The sequence below is a fragment of the Pedobacter antarcticus genome (genome assembly GCF_900103515.1).
Classification (GTDB): Bacteria; Bacteroidota; Bacteroidia; order Sphingobacteriales; family Sphingobacteriaceae; genus Pedobacter; species Pedobacter antarcticus.
Map to the genome: position 1 here is coordinate 588,824 of NZ_FNGZ01000001.1, position 17,830 is coordinate 606,653.

Consider the following 17,830-nt stretch of genomic DNA (forward strand, 5'->3'; position numbering starts at 1 on the left):
TAAAATTTTTGTGTGATTAAGTATCCTAACCGGCAGTCGTATAAAGCTTATTTAATGCTGGAAAAGCGTCTATCAGCCCATTCTGTAGAGGCATATCTTCATGACGTGCAAAAACTAGCCGAATTCCTGGAGATCAAAGGAAAGGCATTTGAGGTGAAAGCAATTAAAAATGAAGACCTGCACAGCTTTATCCAGTATCTCAGTGAGATGGGTATGTTTGCCAGTAGCCAGGCAAGGGTTATATCAGGCATTAAATCCTATTTTAATTATCTTTTACTAGAGGAGCTAATCAATGCAGATCCTACTTCAGACCTGGAAACTCCACGCCAGCACAGGAGTCTCCCGGATGTATTGAATATCATGGAGATTAATAGCCTGCTTGACGGCATAGACCTCTCCAAGCCAGAAGGTGTCCGTAGCAAGGCAATTCTGGAGATGCTGTATGGTTGCGGTTTGAGGGTATCTGAACTAGTGTCGCTTAAGGTTTCCGATATTAATATCGCCGAAGAATACCTTCATGTAATCGGAAAAGGTAACAAAGAACGTATTATCCCAATCGGTGCACAGGCACTGAAGTATACATTGATATATTTAAACCAGGTACGTGTTCATCTCCATATAAAACGTGGAAATGAAGATTTTATCTTTTTAAACCGATTAGGGACAAAATTATCCAGGATATCTGTATTTACAATGATCAAAGCACTGGCTGCCCATGTTGGACTGAGTAAAAGTATCAGCCCGCATACCTTCCGTCACTCCTATGCCACACATCTTGTAGAAGGCGGTGCAGATTTAAGGGCAGTGCAGGAAATGCTTGGCCATTCAAGCATTACAACTACCGAAATATATACCCACCTGGACAGAGATTACCTTAAAGAAGTTGTTACACAGTACCATCCCCGATCTTAAGTACCCTTTTTACATCGGATCATCCGATCTTTACCCTGCATATCTTTTTTTAGCAGGATATCGGTGAAATTCCGATCTCTTAGCATATCCATCATTTCTCTCCCAAGGTACTCGTTGATCTCGAAAAACAGATAGCCTTCCGGTTTAAGCACATTCATCGCGAGGTCAGCTATAGCCTTATAAAAGATGAGTGGGTTTTCATCCGTCACAAACAGCGCGAGATGAGGCTCGTGTAATAAAACATGGTTATGCATCTCTTGCTTCTCCTGTTGGGTTATATACGGCGGGTTACTGACAATAACATCAAAATTTTGCTCGGTAGTATAATTTAAGACATCCTCCTGAAGAAATTCGATATCGGTATGATGCAATGCTGCATTTCTCTTGGCTATGGCCAATGCATCTTTGGAAACATCCATAGCCCTGACAGTTACATCCGCTCTTTTAGATTTGATTGTGATGGCAATACATCCGCTACCCGTCCCAATATCTAACAGGTCGGCACTGGTATTTAATGACTGTAGTATCCATTCGACCAACTCTTCTGTTTCTGGTCTTGGAATAAGCACATCTGCATTTACCTCAAATTGCTTTCCATAAAACCAGGCAGCATGAATAACGTGCTGCACCGGCTTTCCTGTTTTTAATTCAGCTAAAGCAGATATCAAGTTATTATATTCTAAAATACTAGCCTCCTGATGGATGTGAATATTAATTTGGTTTATAGACCACCCGCAAATACTTTCCACTACCAACGAAAAAATACCTTTCACTTCATTTAAATCGTATTGTCCTACCAGGCCTTCTAGATATAGCTGTTCAATTTCTTTGAATTTCATAAAGTCCAAAAGTAATTATTATTTAAGTCGCCATATTTTTAAAAATTTATTTTGAGCATTAATTGGCTTACTTTTGCGTTATGAGTGATGAGCTATATATGAGACGTGCTATGGAACTGGCCACTAAAGGTCAGGGAGCTGTAAGTCCAAACCCACTTGTCGGATGCGTAATTGTAAAAGACGGGTTAATAATTGGTGAAGGCTATCACAAAAAGTACGGAGAAGCCCATGCAGAGGTAAATGCAGTAAACCACGTATTCAGCCAGCATGGAGCGAATGCCCCGGCCTTACTTCAAGACGCGACAGCTTATGTAACGCTAGAACCTTGTGCCCACTTTGGAAAGACGCCGCCTTGCGCAGATCTTCTAATCAAACACGCGCTAGGAAAAGTCATAGTTGCCAATACTGATCCTTTTCCTGATGTTAATGGAAAGGGTATCTCAAAAATAAAATATGCAGGTATCCAAGTGCAGACAGGAATCCTCGATGAAGAATGTAAATGGATAAATAGACGATTCTTTACTAGAATAGAACAGCAAAGGCCTTATATTATTCTAAAATGGGCAAGAACAGCAAATGGCTATTTCTCTCCAAAAAATGCCGTCCAGCAATGGATCAGCGGTCCGCTTTCAAAGAAATTGGTACATCAATGGCGGACAGAAGAAGATGCCATTCTAGTTGGAAAAAGAACTGTTATTGCCGATGATCCTCAATTAAGTGCGAGAGAATGGCCTGGTAAAAATCCAATACGTATCGTTATTGACAAAAACCTGGAGATTCCTGTAACCGCCAAAATCTTTAACGATCTGGCCAAAACAGTCATTTTTAATGAGAAGAAAACCACAGTTGAAGGAAATATACATTATATTCAAATGGAAGATATGCATTTTTATCTGCCGCAGAAGATTGCTTTCCAGCTTTATCTGATGGATATACAGTCTATAATTATTGAAGGAGGTGCCCATATTTTGGAGCAGTTTATATCATCCGGTCTTTGGGATGAAGCCCGAGTTTTTACCGGAACAGATAGCTGGAAGACAGGAACTTTGAGCCCTCAGATAAATGGAAACATTACCTCTCTGACTACCATTGATAAAGACCAGCTGACTATTTACACTAATACTTTTACCACATGATCTATATTCTGTTTAGTGTTTGTTGCAGTGTTATTGTCAGTATTTTATTGAAACTGGCCAGAAGGTACAAAATCAATGTTCTACAGGCCGTCAGTTTTAACTACGTAGCTGCAGCTGCCCTTGGTCTGTTCTTTTTCCGACCAGAACCAGCACAGTTATTACAGGCTCCTCCATTGCTGTCGCTTTCACTGGGAATCATTCTACCCTTACTTTTTTTGATTCTGGCGTCCTCAGTTAGCAAGGCTGGAATAGTAAAAACGGATATTGCGCAGCGCCTGTCACTCTTTATCCCGATTATTGCGGCATTATATCTTTTCGGTGAAAGCTTTAATACTTTAAAAATCGCCGGACTGGTTGCAGGGTTTACAGCCATCATCCTGATTCTGATGAAACACTCAGGGAAAAGTAAGAGTCAGCATTTTATCTTTCCGATTCTGGTATTCATCGGGTTTGGCGTAGTGGATGTACTGTTTAAACAGCTGGCCTCTCATTTAGTTATCCCATACACCACCGTGCTGGTGAGTATTTTTCTGATTTCTTTTCTCGTTTCAATACTCATTGTCCTGTACAGGATTTTTATTAAAAGGGAAAAGTTTCAGTTAATCAATGTGCTTTGCGGCCTGATCCTGGGAGCCTTTAATTTCGGAAATATCTTGTTTTATCTTAAAGCACACCGTGCGCTATCAGCAGAACCGTCGACTGTATTTGCCGCTATGAATATGGGTGTAATCGTAGCAGGCAGCATTGTCGGAGTACTGATCTTCAAAGAAAAGCTGTCCAAAACCAATTATTTCGGAATCGTAATGGCACTTCTGGCCATATTGCTAATCACACTATCTATTCACCATGCTGTTTGATGATACTTATAAAACTATAGCTGCACCATCTGAAGGGCTGTTCAAGGATAAAGGGAGCAAATTCATAGCTTATGCCTACCCTATTACAACTGACCAGGAGGTTAAAGGTTATCTAACCTCACTCAGAGCAATTCACACTAAAGCAAATCATTTTTGCTATGCCTACCGTTTAGGACAGGATCGAAGTGTATTTCGTATCAATGATGACGGAGAGCCTTCCGGAACTGCCGGCAGACCGATATTAAATGCTATGTTATCCGCTGACCTAACTAATCTGCTCATTGTAGTTGTCAGGCATTTTGGCGGCACATTGTTAGGAGTCCCTGGTTTAATTAACGCTTATAAAAATGCTGCTAACGAGTCTATTATAGCATCCGAAATTGTCGATAAAACTGTAAATGACCAATATCAAATCAGCTTTGCATATATCGCAATGAATGACGTCATGCGAATCATTAAAGAGCAGCAGCTTAAGGTGCTTTCACAACAATTTGATAATGATTGTGTCATGCATTTGGAAGTCAGAAAGAACCAGTTGAACCAGGTTCTTCAGCAGTTTGAAAACTTAGGTTCAGTAGAAATAAAATATCTCGCCACCGTATAAAAACCTTAATTTAGCGGCCTTAAAATACTCTATGGAAAAGATATCCGAAGCAGACCTGGTCATTAATCCAGACGGGTCTGTATACCACCTTAACTTATTACCAGAAGATATAGCTGATACAGTAATTACCGTGGGTGATCCGGAAAGGATTCCGGCGATTACGAAACATTTTGACCGGATTGAACTTAAAAAAGGTAAACGTGAGTTCCTGACACAAACGGGATATATAGGTTCAAAAAGAATTACTGTTCTATCCACAGGGATTGGAACTGATAATATCGACATTGTAATTAACGAGCTTGATGCCTTAGTGAATATTGATTTCAAAACGCGGACGGTTAATGAAAAACTTAAATCACTGAATATTATTCGCATAGGTACATCAGGTGCAGTGCAGGCAGATTTGCCTATGGGAACTATTTTAGCGTCGTCTTACGGACTTGGTTTAGATGCCTTAATGCATTATTATGAGCAGAATAATTCAGCCGATGAAAAGGATATTCTCCATGCAGCTAAAGCCCATTTTGCTGAGATTAAAGGAGTCCTTCCCTATTTAACTGCAGCCGATCCGGATTTACTGAATCATTTTGGCTCCGGTATGGAAAAAGGCATTACAGTTACTGCTCCTGGCTTCTACGCACCACAAGGCAGGCAAGTGCGTGCTAAATCTACAATCTCCGGATTCATTTCCACGATCAACAGCTTCAACTATCAGAATCAGCGGATTACCAATTTAGAAATGGAAACAGCAGGTATCTATGCCCTTGCGAAAGCTTTAGGCCATAAAGCGCTGTCTGTTAATGGTATTTTAGCCAGTCGGGTTAATTATCAGTTTAGTAAAAATCCAGATCAGGTAGTAGAGGCTGCTATTCAAATAGTTTTGGAAAAACTGATTGACTATAACCCATAATCGTCAAAAAAACATGAAAGAAAAAAGTAAACTGGTCCTGATTCTAATTTTAGGTTCTTTAACCGCATTAGGCCCATTTTCAATTGATATGTATCTTCCGGGGTTTCCGGCAATCGCTAAAGATCTCAACACCACGGTTGCCAGAGTCTCTCTGTCTTTATCTGGTTTTTTTATTGGCATATCTGCCGGGCAATTATTATATGGACCCCTGTTGGATAAGTTCGGCAGGAAAAAGCCTCTCTACATTGGATTATTCGTTTATATCTTAGCCTCATTAGGCTGCGTTTACGCAAATACAATTGAGCAGTTAATTATCTGGCGCTTTGTTCAGGCGATAGGTAGCTGTGCAGCCGCTGTGGCATCCATAGCGATGGTTCGCGACTTATTCCCAGTGAACGAGAATGCTAAAATATTCGCATTACTAATGCTTGTCGTTGGTGTATCGCCTATGGTGGCTCCCACCGTCGGAGGTTATGTTACTTCCACTTTTGGCTGGCATGCTGTATTTCTTGTTTTAATGGCGCTGGGTATTCTGAACCTGTTAACCAGTATTTTCGGATTGCCAAATTCTTATCAGCCGGATAAAGATATCTCGCTAAAACCGGCCCCGATTATAAAGGGTTTTATTGAGGTAATTAAAGAACCTCAGTTCTATACCTATGCATTAACAGGTGCTCTTGCATTTTCCGGCCTGTTCGCCTATGTTGCAGGGTCGCCAATGCTTTTTATGGATATATATGGACTCAGCGAAGAGAATTACGGCTGGATATTCGCTATTCTTTCCATAGGACTTATTGGTTCCAGCCAGGTCAATTCAGTTCTTTTAAGGAGATATAGCAGCGAGCAGCTCATCTTTGCAGCATTGATCTGCCAAACCGTTACAGGCGTGCTTTTTCTTGCTGGAAGTATATTCGGCTGGTACGGGATTACCGAAACAGTTGTTTTACTATTTATTTTTCTGGGTTGTGTAGGTTTTGCAAGCCCGAATGCATCAGCATTATCATTAGCGCCGTTCACTAAGAATGCCGGTAGCGCGTCAGCGCTTATGGGAGCTATTCAAATGGGATTAGGAACGATCGCATCTATTGCGGTCAGCTTGTTTGACGTACGTTCTTCGGTTCCGATGACTAGTATTATGGCATGCTCTGCAATTTTAGCGCTTGCTATGTTGACGCTGGGACGTCGAAATATCAAAATTAGAATTGACGCCGATCCATCCGCTTTAACCGGAGGACTTCATTAACCAGGCCTATTTGGCCTGAATTCCAGGGAGTGGTAGACCGCCTTCTTTCAGTTTCCTGACAAGGAGTTCCTGGAATTTCAATCTGGCGTCATTAAAGCCATGTGCATTTAACCAGATACTGATCATCACTTTATATCCTGATTCTTCAATTGTGGAAACCCCTATACGTCTTTCAGGCGTTTTCAGAATATCGCCAGATTCGTCTATAACCTCGTTAATCTGCCTTTTCAATTCTTCAAAGTCAATTCCGTAGCTAAATTTGACTTCTATATCCAGCCTTCTGCTTCCCTTGGAACTATAATTTATAATTACCTCATTGGAAAGCTTTCCATTCGGGACCACAACGGTACGGTTGTCATACGTCGTTACTTTTGTGTAGAAGATCTCGATATCTGTAACTGTTCCTTCCTGCCCCTGTGCAATGATATTATCACCAACCCGGAATGGCTTCAACAACAGGATCAGCACGCCACTCGCAAAGTTTTGTAAAGTACCAGACAAGGCTAAACCTGCAGCGACGCCAATTGCGCCTATTAAGGCAGCAAACACGGTCATTTGTATACCAATAAACTGCATTACGGTAAAAATCAGCAGAATCCGTAAAGCAGTAACCGAAAGACTAATAAAGAAGGGCTTGACCGAAGGATCCAAATCCTTTCGTACTAACCGTTTTCTTATCCAACGGGAAAAAACCCTGATAAGCCACATTCCGATAAATAATAAGACCAGGCCGATTAAGATATTAGGGCCTTTTAATATGACCCAGTCTATCGCCTTGTCATAGAATTGTTCTGATGTATTATTTTCTGGATTTTTCATAATTAAATCAGTTATACAACGTCTATATGGGTAAATGGTTTATTTATTCTAAAAACGCAAAACAAAAAATTCAATACGAATGTTCCATTTACAGCGATCTGAATTAAAATAATATGCTTAAACTAAGCCTGATTTTTTTCAGATTAGCGGCAATTACACACAAATTATTTCGATTAAAACTATGCTAAGCAAAATCACTCATAATCTGACCATATTGGCAGCAAAAAAAATATTAGACACCAATAAAACAGCTCATCTCTCTACTGCAAAACGGGTCGTATCCATTATTGCGGGGGCATATATCCTTAACCGAGGTATCAGAAGCATCATTAAGCACCCGATTTTGGGCGCTCAGGAAGCGTTATTAGGTGGGTTCCTGTTGTTTGATGCCGTTAGAGGGATCAAAGAAACCTACCCTAAGCGACCGAAAGAACTAAATGATGTCAGAAGGAATCAGATTCAGGGAAATGACCCGGACAGTGCAGTTCCAGCTTTTGTTTAGGCGAGAAAATGCTGGTACCTCATTATTCCCTGGTACCTTATTATGCAAGGACAAAATATCTTAAAAGCCCTGGTTGGGTTAGTTCTTCCAGGCTTTTAAGAATTTATTCCTGAGCTTTACTTAATCATCGTGTCAATCAGTTGCTCGTAGAAACAGACAAGCCGTAATAACTCATCATGAAGCAGTTCACATTGTAAGATCAGATCCTTTTGCTGATATGCAACACTATATCTGGCTTTGAGCGTTCTAAGGTGATCGATTAGCCTGATATCCAGATGTAAGATCAACCTTGTCTGTACGGAAATATAGATCTCCGCATGTTTACCAAATATCAGAATGTGTTGGGTTCCCGCTTTCTTAATCCTTTCGATCTCATCAGATAATAATGTCTCATTTATATATTCGGTATCGTCCATCCGGTTCTTTTCAAGATCGGTAATCAGCTGATGCAGGTATTTTTCTTCCCTTAGGCTTTCCGCCATATCATAATAAGGCATATCTTAATTAGGCTTGGTTAGATGGTCTGTTAAACTAGTATTCGCTCTCAATCCCGATTTAATCTTTTTGATTGCACTATCCTTCAGTTGCCTGATCCGTTCTCGACTTAGCTTAAATTCCAGAGCAATATCATCCAACGACAAACAAGTGTAACCAAAGAGTCCAAAAAACCTTACTATCACTGCTTTTTCTTGCCTTGGCAGTTGCCTGTATACTCCGTTAAATCCAATAATCGGCTCGTTAAAAGACTGAAGGTCAATTTTCTCATCAAAACCAATTAAAGACTTAGGGTAGATATCTAAAAGGGTACTTCCAGTTTCTTCATTCAGCCGCTTATCCAATGAAATACAGTGTTTTGCGTATATCAGCCGCATGAGAACCTCTTGTTCCTCGGTCTGCATTTCCTCTGCGATCTCCGCCTGATTCGGAAGACGTTCCAGTTTTTGCTCTAAAACTGCACTGATCTTATTAATCTTTGCAATTGCGTTAATCAAATTCAGCGGCAAACGTATTGTTCTGGTTTGCTGAGAAATAGCCAATAGAATCGATTGCCTTATCCACCAGACGGCGAACGATATAAATTTGAAACCTTTGGTAATATCAAACTTGCCAGCAGCACGGATCAACCCGCAATTGCCCTCATTTACCAAGTCGCCCAGACTTAGTCCACGATGCTGATACTGTTTAGCAACAGAGACTACAAAACGGAGGTTGGTACGAATCAGTACAGACACCGCCCGTGTATCTCCCTGGTTAATTTTCTCACATAAAGCTGCTTCACTTTCATAACTCAACAGCGGAATCTTTCCGATCTCATTTAGATATTTATTAAATGAATCCTGTTCCCTATTCGTAATTGACGGTAGTATTTTTATTTCCCTCATAAATTTTTTTACACAAAAATGAGATTTAAAATTACTGTAAGGAAACTAGGCGTACCTATACTGAAAAACAAACGGATAAACATACGAATAAGAATATTTTGTTCGGAAATGGATATTGAATACTGCGTTTACCAGTTTTTATTCCCGAATTTTAATCTAAAATTAATTTAGTAACCGCTGGTTATTTTATTTTAACTATTATTGCAGTGAAACTTATTTCTAATTATGAAACGAAAAATTGATCATATAGATAAATCCATCCTTAGGGTATTACAGGAAAGTGCAGATCGACCTTATAAACAGATGTCGTCCATATTGCACTCGCCCACCAGTACTATAAGCGAAAGGATTAAAAAGTTAAAGCAAAGCGGAATAATCATCAGCACAGTTGTAAAGCTTGATAGGAAAAAACTTCAGCAGGATATCTTAGGGCACGTATATCTCAGACTTACCATCACATCAAAGGAAGTAATCGAGAAGTTCCGGCAGAAGCTATTACTGATCCGGGAAGTTAGTTCTTGTACATCTATTACAGGGAGTTATAATATAAAAATTAAAGTCATTACGAATGATACTTCAAGATTTCACGAAATAGAGCGAGAAATCGCGAGCTTTCCACATGTTGAAAGAGTGCTGAATTATATTGAACTTGATGAGATTATCCCCTACAGCGGATTTCATTTTTAGTCAAACAAATTCAGATGCAGATAGTTGATTTGGAAAACATCCATGCCTTCTACCGTCATTCAGCGTTTTAGTTACAATTACTCAGAAAGAATATTGACAGTCAATTTTCTTTCTGGTAATGTGTATCAGTATCTTGATGTGCCTGAAGAATATTATGAAGCAATGCTAATAGCCCGTTCCAAGGGCAAATACTTCAATAAGTATATCAAAAACCACTTTGTTTTTAACCACATTAACAAATAAATTACTAAAATTCGCACATAAATAACTGTAAAACCGCGGGCATTTAGGGGAATAAATCTATGTTTGCAGCCAAATAAAGATTCATGCTGCAAAAGCTTAACTCCTATATAGCCATATTTTTCCTCTACATGCTCTCTTGTCTTCCTATGTTTGTGCTATATGGAATATCTGATATCTTATTCTTTTTCGTCTACCGCGTATTAAAATATCGAAGAAAGGTAGTGAGGACCAACCTTAAAAATTCTTTCCCCAGCTGGACCGACAAGGAACTTGATAATTATGAGAGAAAGTACTTTGCTTACCTTGCCGATGTGATTATGGAAATAATCAAGATGGCCACTATCTCTAAAAATACGCTTAACAAACATTATAAATTCAAAAATGCACATCTTATTAATGCGTATCTGGATCGTGGTGAAAGCGTATTAGCGTGTTCAGCTCATTATGGAAACTGGGAAGGTGGAACTTTGGCGATTGGATTAAATGTTAATGGAGATAGTTACGCTATATACAAGCCACTTAACAATTTTGTATTCGACAAATGGTTCAAGCATATTCGAACGCGTTTTGGTAACCGTATGGTCCCTATGCGTCAAACGCTAAGAGAAATTGCAGCCACAAAAGATAAGGCCAGTTTATTCTGTTTTGGAAACGATCAGGCGCCCGGTAAACACGAATCACATGAATGGATTACGTTTCTGAATCAGCAGACTTCGTTTCAGCAAGGCATCGAAAAAATAGCCATTAAGACAGGCCGGCCTATTTTCTATATTAAAGTAAAAGTAGTTAAAAGAGGGTATTATGAATTGGATTGTGTTCCCCTGCTGGAAAATCCAGCGCAAAAAAACAGGCATGAAATAACTTTACTTCATGCCCGCTTTCTAGAACAGACTATCCTTTCAGATCCCACCTACTGGCTGTGGAGCCACAGAAGATGGAAACATCAACCTACTGAGTAACGCTAAGATTCAGCGTTTCAGATGTCTGCAGCCTTATTTTTTTACTTAATTCCGGGTTCTTACTTAAAGCCTGGCCGTAAGAAGGAATCATATGTTTAAGCTTATTTTGCCACTCTTTGGTATTCATTTCCTCTTTAAAGCATTTTTCCAGCAAGGTGACCATAATTGACACTGCGGTAGATGCACCCGGCGAAGCACCTAATAATGCGGCAATAGACCCGTCTCCAGCCGCAACCACTTCAGTACCAAACTCCAGAATACCACCGTGCTCAGCATCCTTTTTAATCACCTGAACACGCTGACCCGCAGTTTCCAGCTCCCAATCTTTCATCTCTGCAGAGGGAAGATACTCCTTTAAAGCAGCAAGACGATCCTCAGGCGTTTGTCGAACCTGGTCAATCAAATACTTAGTTAAAGGCAGGTTATCAAGGCCTGCAGCAATCATTGGACGGATATTATTGAGTTTAATGGAAAGTGGTAAATCCATTAATGAACCGTTCTTTAAGAACCGCGTTGAAAAACCCGCATAAGGACCAAATAATAAAGCCTTCTTACCATCAATCATTCTCGTATCAAGATGCGGTACAGACATTGGCGGCGCACCAACAGACGCCTTACCGTAAACCTTGGCATTATGCTTTTCAATCACTTCCGGATTTGTACATTTCAGCCACTGTCCACTTACCGGGAAGCCGCCAAAACCCTTACCTTCAGGAATATCAGACTTCTCAAGTAATGGTAAAGAGCCACCTCCAGCGCCTATAAATACAAACTTAGCCTCTATGACTTTCTTCTTTCCAGTGAGTTCATTTTTAACTTTTATCTCCCACAACCCGTTCTTCTTTTTCAGCTTGCGCACCTCCTGGTTAAACTCCATAGATACATTAGATTTAAGCTGTAATTTACTGAACATCATACGCGTTAATGCTCCGAAGTTAACATCAGTACCTAAGGTCATGCGCGTGGCAGCAACTTTATCTGCCGGATCTCTGTTCTCCATTACCAGAGGCATCCATTCTTTTAAAAGAGCCGGATCTTCAGAATAAGTCATTTCTTTAAACAATTCACATTGCTGTAGATTTTCGTAACGCTTACGCAGAAAATCAACATTATTCTCTCCCCATACAAAGCTCACATGAGGAATACTTTTGATAAAGTTATCAGGAGAATCCACCATTTTGTTCTGAACCAGAAAAGACCAGAACTGTTTCGACACTTCAAAAGACTCGGCAATTGCAATTGCCTTATCGGTAGAAACACTTCCGTCAGGCAACTGAGGCGTGTAATTTAGTTCACAGAACGCAGAGTGGCCCGTTCCTGCATTGTTCCATGCATCTGAACTTTCTGCTGCCGCTACACCTAGCCTCTCATAAATACCGATCTTCAGATCGGGTGATAACTCTTTTAGGAGAACTCCTAAGGTAGCACTCATAATACCTGCGCCAATTAACACAACATCGACTGCTTCTTTATCTGAATTAGAACTTTTACTGGTCATGGAAGGATTGATAATGTATTCTTTTTTTTATGATTGCAAAAATAATATAATGAGTGGTAGTTAAGGGCTAAAAACTCATTTAAATGGTGTTTTTTTTACGGCATGCTGATAAAGTAAGCTAAATACATTATCAGATACCTAAGTCGCTGGCTTCAAGCTAACGTACCTGGCCATTTCCTCTGACTATCCATTTATAACTAGTCAGTTCTGAAAGACCCATAGGACCTCTGGCGTGTAACTTTTGTGTGCTAATTCCGATCTCCGCACCCATTCCAAACTGGCCGCCGTCAGTAAAGGAAGTAGAAGCATTTACATACACGGCGGCAGCATCTACTGCATTTAAAAATAAGGTCTGTTTCTGATCGTCTTCGGCTATAATTGCCTCACTATGCCTGGAGCTGAATGAAGCGATATGTCTTAATGCTTCGTCTAACTCCGATACCGTTTTTATCGCTAATTTGTAATCCAGAAATTCGGTACCGAAGTCTTCAGGTCCTGCCTGGTGCAGCAGGCCTTCAGGATAAATACCTTTCAGCGCTTCAAAAGCCGCAGGATCGGCATATAGCTGAACATCTTTTCCTGCCATAGGTGCTACCAGCATTGCCAGATCATTCAGCCGTTCGCGATGAATCAATAAACAATCCAGCGAATTACAAACGCTTACACGCCTGGTTTTAGCATTGAAAAGAATCGCCTTACCTTTTTCCAGATCTCCGGAAATATCAAAATAAGTATGTACGATCCCGGCTCCTGTTTCAATAACAGGAACTTTACTGTTTTCGCGGACAAAGTCAATTAATCCCTGGCTGCCACGTGGAATGATCACGTCTACATAAGCCCTCGCAGATAACAGCTCTTCTGTAGCCTTGCGATCTGCCGGCAAAAGCGTTACGACACCAGTGTCCACTTTGTTTTCTGCTAAAACGCTATGGATAATCAATAAAAGTGCACGATTGGTCTCATCCGCGTCCTTTCCGCCTTTGAGTATAGCTACATTGCCGGTTTTCAGGCATAATGCGAACACATCTAACGTTACATTTGGTCTTGCCTCATAAATAACCCCGATTACACCTAAGGGCACCCGAATTTTAGAGATATCGAGACCATTTTCCATTACTTTATTTTCCAGCACTTCACCTAGCGGACTTTTAAGAGTGGCCACATTGCGAATGTCGGCAGCGATAGCGGCCACCCTATCCGGGTTCAATAATAACCGGTCATATTTAGGGTCAGAATGATCCATATTGTTTAGATCAAGCTGATTAGCTTTTAATATCTCTACCGTTTGTTTAACTATTTCTTCTGCAAGATCCGTCAATACCTTATTGACAAGTTCAGCAGATAAATTATGCATTTGCTTGCTGCTTTCGCGGGCAAGCTCAAATTGTTGTATATATTCCATGATTAGTTGCGTCATTGATTATTCCGTTTGCGACGGAAACTGTGCCTGCAGATTAGTCTACGAGGTAAAAATAATTATAGTGGACCAGGGCTTTATGCCCTTTGATGCCGGTTCTTTCCCTGGCCTTATCAGCACCATATTCTGCTATACCTACACCAATAAGTTTAAAGCTGGTATCCATTATGCGGATGATATCACCTTTTTTAAAATCCGAACACACCTCTGTTATACCTACAGGAAGCAAACTTCTGGCCTGGCCGGAAAGTAGAACCTCTTTGGCCCCCTGGTTAATTGTTATACTTCCTGTTGCAGATTCCCAGGCATGAGCGATCCATTTTTTCTTTCCTGAAACCTGTTTTTCCGGATGAAAATAGGTGTGTTCTATTTTCTTATCGAGAATTAAACTTAAGATATGATCCTTTTTACCATTCGCTATATGTACTGGAATTCCCAGACTCGCGACTTTATTAGCCATGCCTAATTTAGTGACCATCCCCCCACGACCAGATGAAGATTTAGAAATGCTGATGCCGGACTGAATCTCCTCGTTCCCCTTTCTGACATCTGTGATAACCACGGAACCTGGAAGATTGGGGTCTCCGGTATAAATACCGTCCACGTTAGACAAGATAATTAATGCGTCCGCTTCCAGCATGGAAGCGACCAGGCCAGCTAACTCGTCATTATCAGTGAACATCAATTCTGTAACCGATACGACGTCATTTTCATTTATAACCGGCACTACCCGGTGTTTCAGCAAGATCTCGAGACAGTTTTTAATATTCAGGTAATGAAGCCGATCCCTGAAGTCTTCCTTAGTAACCAGAACCTGGGAACATAGAATCCCATGCTTCTCAAAATAGGATAAATACGTATTAATCAATTTAATCTGACCAATAGAGGCCAGTAATTGTCTGGCAGCAACGTTGTCCTTTTTTTCAGGGATAGTAATCATACTTCGGCCAGATGCTACTGCTCCAGAAGAGATTAGTATAACTTCCAGGCCTCTTTTTTTGAGTGCGGCAATCTGATCAACCAGATGCGCTATGCGCTCCAGATCGGGTAAACCATTAGAAAGAGTTAATACATTGGAGCCAATTTTGACTACAATTCTTTGATAAGAATAAGACATGTTTAAGATTAAAAGAATGGAGAAACATTTACAACAGTGCAATCAGCGCTGTCCAACCAGTTTGATGACTTGCCCCAAGCCCTCTTCCATGATCACCGTCAAAGTATTCATGGAACAGTATATAATCCTTAAAATAAGGATCATGATGAAACTTGGGGTTGCCACCCATTCCGGGTCGTTCTCCGGCCTCGTTCTTTAAAAAGATTTGTTTCAGGCGCAGACTGATCTGATCTGCGATTTCCGAAAGACTCGAATATTGGCCGCTTCCGGTTGGATATTCCACTTTGAATTCATCTGTATAATATTCTTCGAAACCGCGCAGGGCGGAGATCATCAGATAGTTCATTGGCATCCAGATCGGTCCACGCCAGTTGCTGTTACCACCAAACATACCTGAATCACTTTCGGCAGGCAGATAATCTACTTCAAATTTATGCTCTTCCAGCTCATAGCGGAATGGTTCGTCCCTGTAAATTGCCGAAAGAGATCTGATGCCGTAATCACTCAGAAATTCAGCAGGATCCAGCATTCTTCTGAGCAATAGCTTCATCCGGTGCCCTCTTAACAGCGAGAGCAAGTGTTCATTATTTCCTTTGGTATCCGTCCAGTGACTTACCAGAGATACCAGGTCTGACCTCTCTTTAGAAAACCACTCTAAACGGCTTTTCAGTTGCGGCAGTTTTAGCCATTTATCTTCCTCGAATAAGATCTGGGCGAACATCGGGATCAGTCCCACCATACTTCTCAGACGAAGTCTGTCAGCGGTACCGTCAGGCTTGCGGAGCATATCATAATAAAAGCCGTCATCATCATCCCAAAGGCCAGAAGAATCCTCGCCCATAATTGCCATGGAACCTGCTATATATAAAAAGTGTTCACTGAATTTAACTACCATACTTTCGTAGGCATCATCCTCCACTGCCAGTTCCATACTTATTTCCATCATATTCAGGGCGTACATAGCCATCCAGCTGGTACCGTCCGCCTGTTCCAGGAATCCACCCCCCGGAACCGGCTGGCTCCGGTTAAACACACCAATATTGTCAAGACCGAGGAAACCACCTTCAAAAATATTGTTTCCTTCACTATCTTTTTGGTTAACCCACCACGTGAAATTAAGGAGGAGTTTATTAAACATTTCAACAAGAAACTTAAAATCACCCCGGCCTTTATCCTTCTTATCTGCCTTGTAAACATGCCATGTAGCCAACGCATGCACCGGTGGGTTTACGTCACCAAAGTCCCACTCATAAGCCGGAAGCTGCCCGTTCGGGTGCATATAATTTGCACTAACGAGCAACAAAAGTTGCTTCTTTGCAAAATCTGCGTCAAGCGCTGCAAAACTAATACAGTGGAAAGCAAGATCCCATGCTGCGAACCATGGATACTCCCATTTATCGGGCATGGACAGAATATCATTTGCGGCAAAATGTTTCCAGTGCGAATTTCTACCTTTTTTTCTAATTGCCGGGGGCTTTACTACACCCTGGTCGCCATTTAACCAGCGGTTCACTTCAAAACTATAGAACTGTTTATTCCATAATAAACCTGCAAGCGCTTGTCTTTTGACGTTGAGCTCATCTCCTTTACAATGTTCAGGAAGCTGGCCGTCGTAGAAAACATCAGTTTCGGAAACCCGCTGCTCAAAAATTGCATTAAAGTCATTAAATGGATCTGTCAGGCGTGATTTACTCAATCTCAGCCGAACTGTAAAAGCAACTCCCGGCTCCAATATCGTTTTATACCATACCGCTGCCTTAGTGCCACATCCCGCCGGGTTAACAGCCTCATTCTGGTTATTGACGATCCGCTCATTTATTCCGTCCTTTAAATAAGGACTGGTATTCGGTACCTGATATAATAACTGGTTACTGGTTTCATTATTTGTAAAAAGAAATTCCGGGTTTCCATCTGCATAACAGTGATAATCACCTGGATCTGAAGAGCGGATATATAACGTATTTTTACCCTGATTCAGGATCTCAGGCCTTTCTGCAGCCGGATCTGCCTTCCAGGTATTACGGAACCACAGCTGAGGGATCAGATCGAGCCTTGCAGCAGTCGTTCCCCTGTTATACGCTGTATATTTAAAAAGGAGATCTTCCGTATCATTTTTCGCAAATTCAATAAAAACATCTGCGTATTCATTCTGATCAAAACAGCCGGTATCAATAATTTCAAATTCGGGTTCAAGTCTTGTACGGGTGGCATTCTCTACGACAAGCTTTTCATAAGGAAACTCCTGCAGCGGATACTTGTACAGCATTTTCATATAGCTATGCGAAGGAGTACCATCAATATGATAATAGATTTCTTTCACATCCTCTCCGTGATTTCCCTGACCATTAGTGAGGCCAAATAACCGTTCCTTTAAGATCCGGTCCCTGCCATTCCAAAGCGCCAGGCCGACACAGAACCGCTGGCGCTCATCACTGAAGCCGCCAAGCCCTTCTTCGCCCCATCTAAAAGCCTTACTTTTGGCCATTTCATGCGTGATGAAATTCCAGGCATCACCGTCTGCACTATAGTCTTCACGCACAGTTCCCCATTGTCTGTCACTCAGGTAAGGGCCCCATTTTAACCAGTTTTCCTGGTTTGAATAATGAGCCAGAAGACGTTTTTTTTCAGGGTTTTCCGGTAGGCTGGAGTTCATAATTCAATAATAAGGAATTACAGACATAAAGAAGAGGGAAAACCGAAAATAG

18 protein-coding genes are annotated in these 17,830 nt (G+C 41.0%); 10 read left to right on the forward strand and 8 right to left on the reverse strand.

What is annotated here, in order from left to right:
• Nucleotides 1-12: 12 nt before the first annotated feature.
• Complete coding sequence (gene xerD, locus BLR53_RS02440; protein WP_342342058.1) at nt 13-912, forward strand: site-specific tyrosine recombinase XerD; 900 nt, start codon at nt 13-15, stop codon at nt 910-912.
• On the opposite strand, the gene prmC is transcribed toward xerD, so the two are convergent.
• Nucleotides 909-1,751, reverse strand: coding sequence for a peptide chain release factor N(5)-glutamine methyltransferase (gene prmC, locus BLR53_RS02445; protein ID WP_074586829.1), 843 nt, complete (start codon nt 1,749-1,751; stop codon nt 909-911). The genes xerD and prmC overlap by 4 nt on opposite strands.
• 80 nt (nt 1,752-1,831) lie before the next feature.
• Here prmC and ribD point away from each other — a divergent pair, with 80 nt between their 5' ends.
• From ribD to BLR53_RS02470, 5 genes are read left to right on the forward strand one after another with little or no spacing between them, the layout of a single operon-like run.
• Complete coding sequence (gene ribD / locus BLR53_RS02450) at nt 1,832-2,887, forward strand: bifunctional diaminohydroxyphosphoribosylaminopyrimidine deaminase/5-amino-6-(5-phosphoribosylamino)uracil reductase RibD (protein WP_074586831.1); 1,056 nt, start codon at nt 1,832-1,834, stop codon at nt 2,885-2,887.
• Complete coding sequence (locus BLR53_RS02455; protein WP_074586833.1) at nt 2,884-3,744, forward strand: EamA family transporter; 861 nt, start codon at nt 2,884-2,886, stop codon at nt 3,742-3,744. Before ribD ends, BLR53_RS02455 begins: the two co-directional genes overlap by 4 nt.
• A complete protein-coding gene (locus BLR53_RS02460; protein WP_074586835.1) occupies nt 3,734-4,348 on the forward strand; it encodes an IMPACT family protein in 615 nt (204 codons plus the stop codon). Before BLR53_RS02455 ends, BLR53_RS02460 begins: the two co-directional genes overlap by 11 nt.
• Nucleotides 4,349-4,379: 31 nt before the next feature.
• Entirely contained in the window at nt 4,380-5,258 is an 879-nt protein-coding gene (locus BLR53_RS02465; RefSeq protein ID WP_037437796.1) for a nucleoside phosphorylase, read from the forward strand.
• Nucleotides 5,259-5,271: 13 nt separating this feature from the next.
• The gene (locus BLR53_RS02470; protein ID WP_074586837.1) at nt 5,272-6,501 is read left to right on the forward strand and encodes a multidrug effflux MFS transporter; all 1,230 of its coding nucleotides are present in this window, start codon (nt 5,272-5,274) and stop codon (nt 6,499-6,501) included.
• A 6-nt stretch (nt 6,502-6,507) separates the two neighbouring features.
• Here the strand turns inward: BLR53_RS02470 and BLR53_RS02475 are convergent, their stop codons facing one another.
• On the reverse strand, nt 6,508-7,320 hold the full coding sequence (locus BLR53_RS02475) for a mechanosensitive ion channel family protein (protein ID WP_074586839.1): 813 nt from the start codon (nt 7,318-7,320) through the stop codon (nt 6,508-6,510).
• Nucleotides 7,321-7,501: 181 nt separating this feature from the next.
• On the opposite strand from BLR53_RS02475, the gene BLR53_RS02480 reads away from it, so the two are divergent.
• Nucleotides 7,502-7,822 carry a hypothetical protein gene (locus BLR53_RS02480; protein ID WP_037437799.1) on the forward strand — a complete coding sequence of 107 codons (321 nt, stop codon included), beginning with the start codon at nt 7,502-7,504 and terminating at the stop codon, nt 7,820-7,822.
• A 116-nt stretch (nt 7,823-7,938) separates the two neighbouring features.
• Here BLR53_RS02480 and BLR53_RS02485 read toward each other — a convergent pair whose 3' ends face one another.
• Nucleotides 7,939-8,319: a hypothetical protein gene (locus tag BLR53_RS02485; protein WP_074586841.1), complete on the reverse strand. Its 381-nt coding sequence runs from the start codon at nt 8,317-8,319 to the stop codon at nt 7,939-7,941.
• Between the two features lie 3 nt (nt 8,320-8,322).
• Nucleotides 8,323-9,204 (reverse strand): sigma-70 family RNA polymerase sigma factor, encoded by an 882-nt coding sequence (locus tag BLR53_RS02490; RefSeq protein WP_074586843.1) that lies wholly within the window; start codon nt 9,202-9,204, stop codon nt 8,323-8,325.
• A gap of 225 nt (nt 9,205-9,429) precedes the next feature.
• Here BLR53_RS02490 and BLR53_RS02495 point away from each other — a divergent pair, with 225 nt between their 5' ends.
• From BLR53_RS02495 to BLR53_RS02505, 3 genes are all read left to right on the forward strand, one after another.
• On the forward strand, nt 9,430-9,891 hold the full coding sequence (locus BLR53_RS02495) for an Lrp/AsnC family transcriptional regulator (protein ID WP_037437804.1): 462 nt from the start codon (nt 9,430-9,432) through the stop codon (nt 9,889-9,891).
• Between the two features lie 42 nt (nt 9,892-9,933).
• Entirely contained in the window at nt 9,934-10,134 is a 201-nt protein-coding gene (locus BLR53_RS02500) for a KTSC domain-containing protein (protein WP_074586846.1), read from the forward strand.
• An 83-nt stretch (nt 10,135-10,217) separates the two neighbouring features.
• Nucleotides 10,218-11,093 carry a lysophospholipid acyltransferase family protein gene (locus BLR53_RS02505; RefSeq protein WP_074586848.1) on the forward strand — a complete coding sequence of 292 codons (876 nt, stop codon included), beginning with the start codon at nt 10,218-10,220 and terminating at the stop codon, nt 11,091-11,093.
• On the opposite strand, the gene BLR53_RS02510 is transcribed toward BLR53_RS02505, so the two are convergent.
• From BLR53_RS02510 to BLR53_RS02525, 4 genes are all read right to left on the reverse strand, one after another.
• Nucleotides 11,083-12,591, reverse strand: a complete 1,509-nt coding sequence (locus BLR53_RS02510; RefSeq protein WP_037437808.1) for a malate:quinone oxidoreductase — start codon at nt 12,589-12,591, stop codon at nt 11,083-11,085. The two genes, BLR53_RS02505 and BLR53_RS02510, sit on opposite strands and share 11 nt — an antisense overlap.
• A gap of 157 nt (nt 12,592-12,748) precedes the next feature.
• Entirely contained in the window at nt 12,749-14,008 is a 1,260-nt protein-coding gene (locus tag BLR53_RS02515) for a glutamate-5-semialdehyde dehydrogenase (protein WP_244889439.1), read from the reverse strand.
• A gap of 37 nt (nt 14,009-14,045) precedes the next feature.
• Entirely contained in the window at nt 14,046-15,125 is a 1,080-nt protein-coding gene (gene proB / locus BLR53_RS02520) for a glutamate 5-kinase (RefSeq protein ID WP_074586850.1), read from the reverse strand.
• A 28-nt stretch (nt 15,126-15,153) separates the two neighbouring features.
• Nucleotides 15,154-17,778 (reverse strand): MGH1-like glycoside hydrolase domain-containing protein, encoded by a 2,625-nt coding sequence (locus BLR53_RS02525; protein ID WP_074586852.1) that lies wholly within the window; start codon nt 17,776-17,778, stop codon nt 15,154-15,156.
• Nucleotides 17,779-17,830: the final 52 nt, after the last annotated feature.

What these genes read in the sequence shown, in the direction of transcription:
- prmC (WP_074586829.1), bottom strand. Translation starts at nt 1,751, where the DNA reads ATGAAATTCAAAGAAATTGAACAGCTATATCTAGAAGGCCTGGTAGGA.
- ribD (WP_074586831.1), top strand. Translation starts at nt 1,832, where the DNA reads ATGAGTGATGAGCTATATATGAGACGTGCTATGGAACTGGCCACTAAA.
- BLR53_RS02455 (WP_074586833.1), top strand. Translation starts at nt 2,884, where the DNA reads ATGATCTATATTCTGTTTAGTGTTTGTTGCAGTGTTATTGTCAGTATT.
- BLR53_RS02460 (WP_074586835.1), top strand. Translation starts at nt 3,734, where the DNA reads ATGCTGTTTGATGATACTTATAAAACTATAGCTGCACCATCTGAAGGG.
- BLR53_RS02465 (WP_037437796.1), top strand. Translation starts at nt 4,380, where the DNA reads ATGGAAAAGATATCCGAAGCAGACCTGGTCATTAATCCAGACGGGTCT.
- BLR53_RS02470 (WP_074586837.1), top strand. Translation starts at nt 5,272, where the DNA reads ATGAAAGAAAAAAGTAAACTGGTCCTGATTCTAATTTTAGGTTCTTTA.
- BLR53_RS02475 (WP_074586839.1), bottom strand. Translation starts at nt 7,320, where the DNA reads ATGAAAAATCCAGAAAATAATACATCAGAACAATTCTATGACAAGGCG.
- BLR53_RS02480 (WP_037437799.1), top strand. Translation starts at nt 7,502, where the DNA reads ATGCTAAGCAAAATCACTCATAATCTGACCATATTGGCAGCAAAAAAA.
- BLR53_RS02485 (WP_074586841.1), bottom strand. Translation starts at nt 8,319, where the DNA reads ATGCCTTATTATGATATGGCGGAAAGCCTAAGGGAAGAAAAATACCTG.
- BLR53_RS02490 (WP_074586843.1), bottom strand. Translation starts at nt 9,204, where the DNA reads ATGAGGGAAATAAAAATACTACCGTCAATTACGAATAGGGAACAGGAT.
- BLR53_RS02495 (WP_037437804.1), top strand. Translation starts at nt 9,430, where the DNA reads ATGAAACGAAAAATTGATCATATAGATAAATCCATCCTTAGGGTATTA.
- BLR53_RS02500 (WP_074586846.1), top strand. Translation starts at nt 9,934, where the DNA reads ATGCCTTCTACCGTCATTCAGCGTTTTAGTTACAATTACTCAGAAAGA.
- BLR53_RS02505 (WP_074586848.1), top strand. Translation starts at nt 10,218, where the DNA reads ATGCTGCAAAAGCTTAACTCCTATATAGCCATATTTTTCCTCTACATG.
- BLR53_RS02510 (WP_037437808.1), bottom strand. Translation starts at nt 12,591, where the DNA reads ATGACCAGTAAAAGTTCTAATTCAGATAAAGAAGCAGTCGATGTTGTG.
- BLR53_RS02515 (WP_244889439.1), bottom strand. Translation starts at nt 14,008, where the DNA reads ATGACGCAACTAATCATGGAATATATACAACAATTTGAGCTTGCCCGC.
- proB (WP_074586850.1), bottom strand. Translation starts at nt 15,125, where the DNA reads ATGTCTTATTCTTATCAAAGAATTGTAGTCAAAATTGGCTCCAATGTA.
- BLR53_RS02525 (WP_074586852.1), bottom strand. Translation starts at nt 17,778, where the DNA reads ATGAACTCCAGCCTACCGGAAAACCCTGAAAAAAAACGTCTTCTGGCT.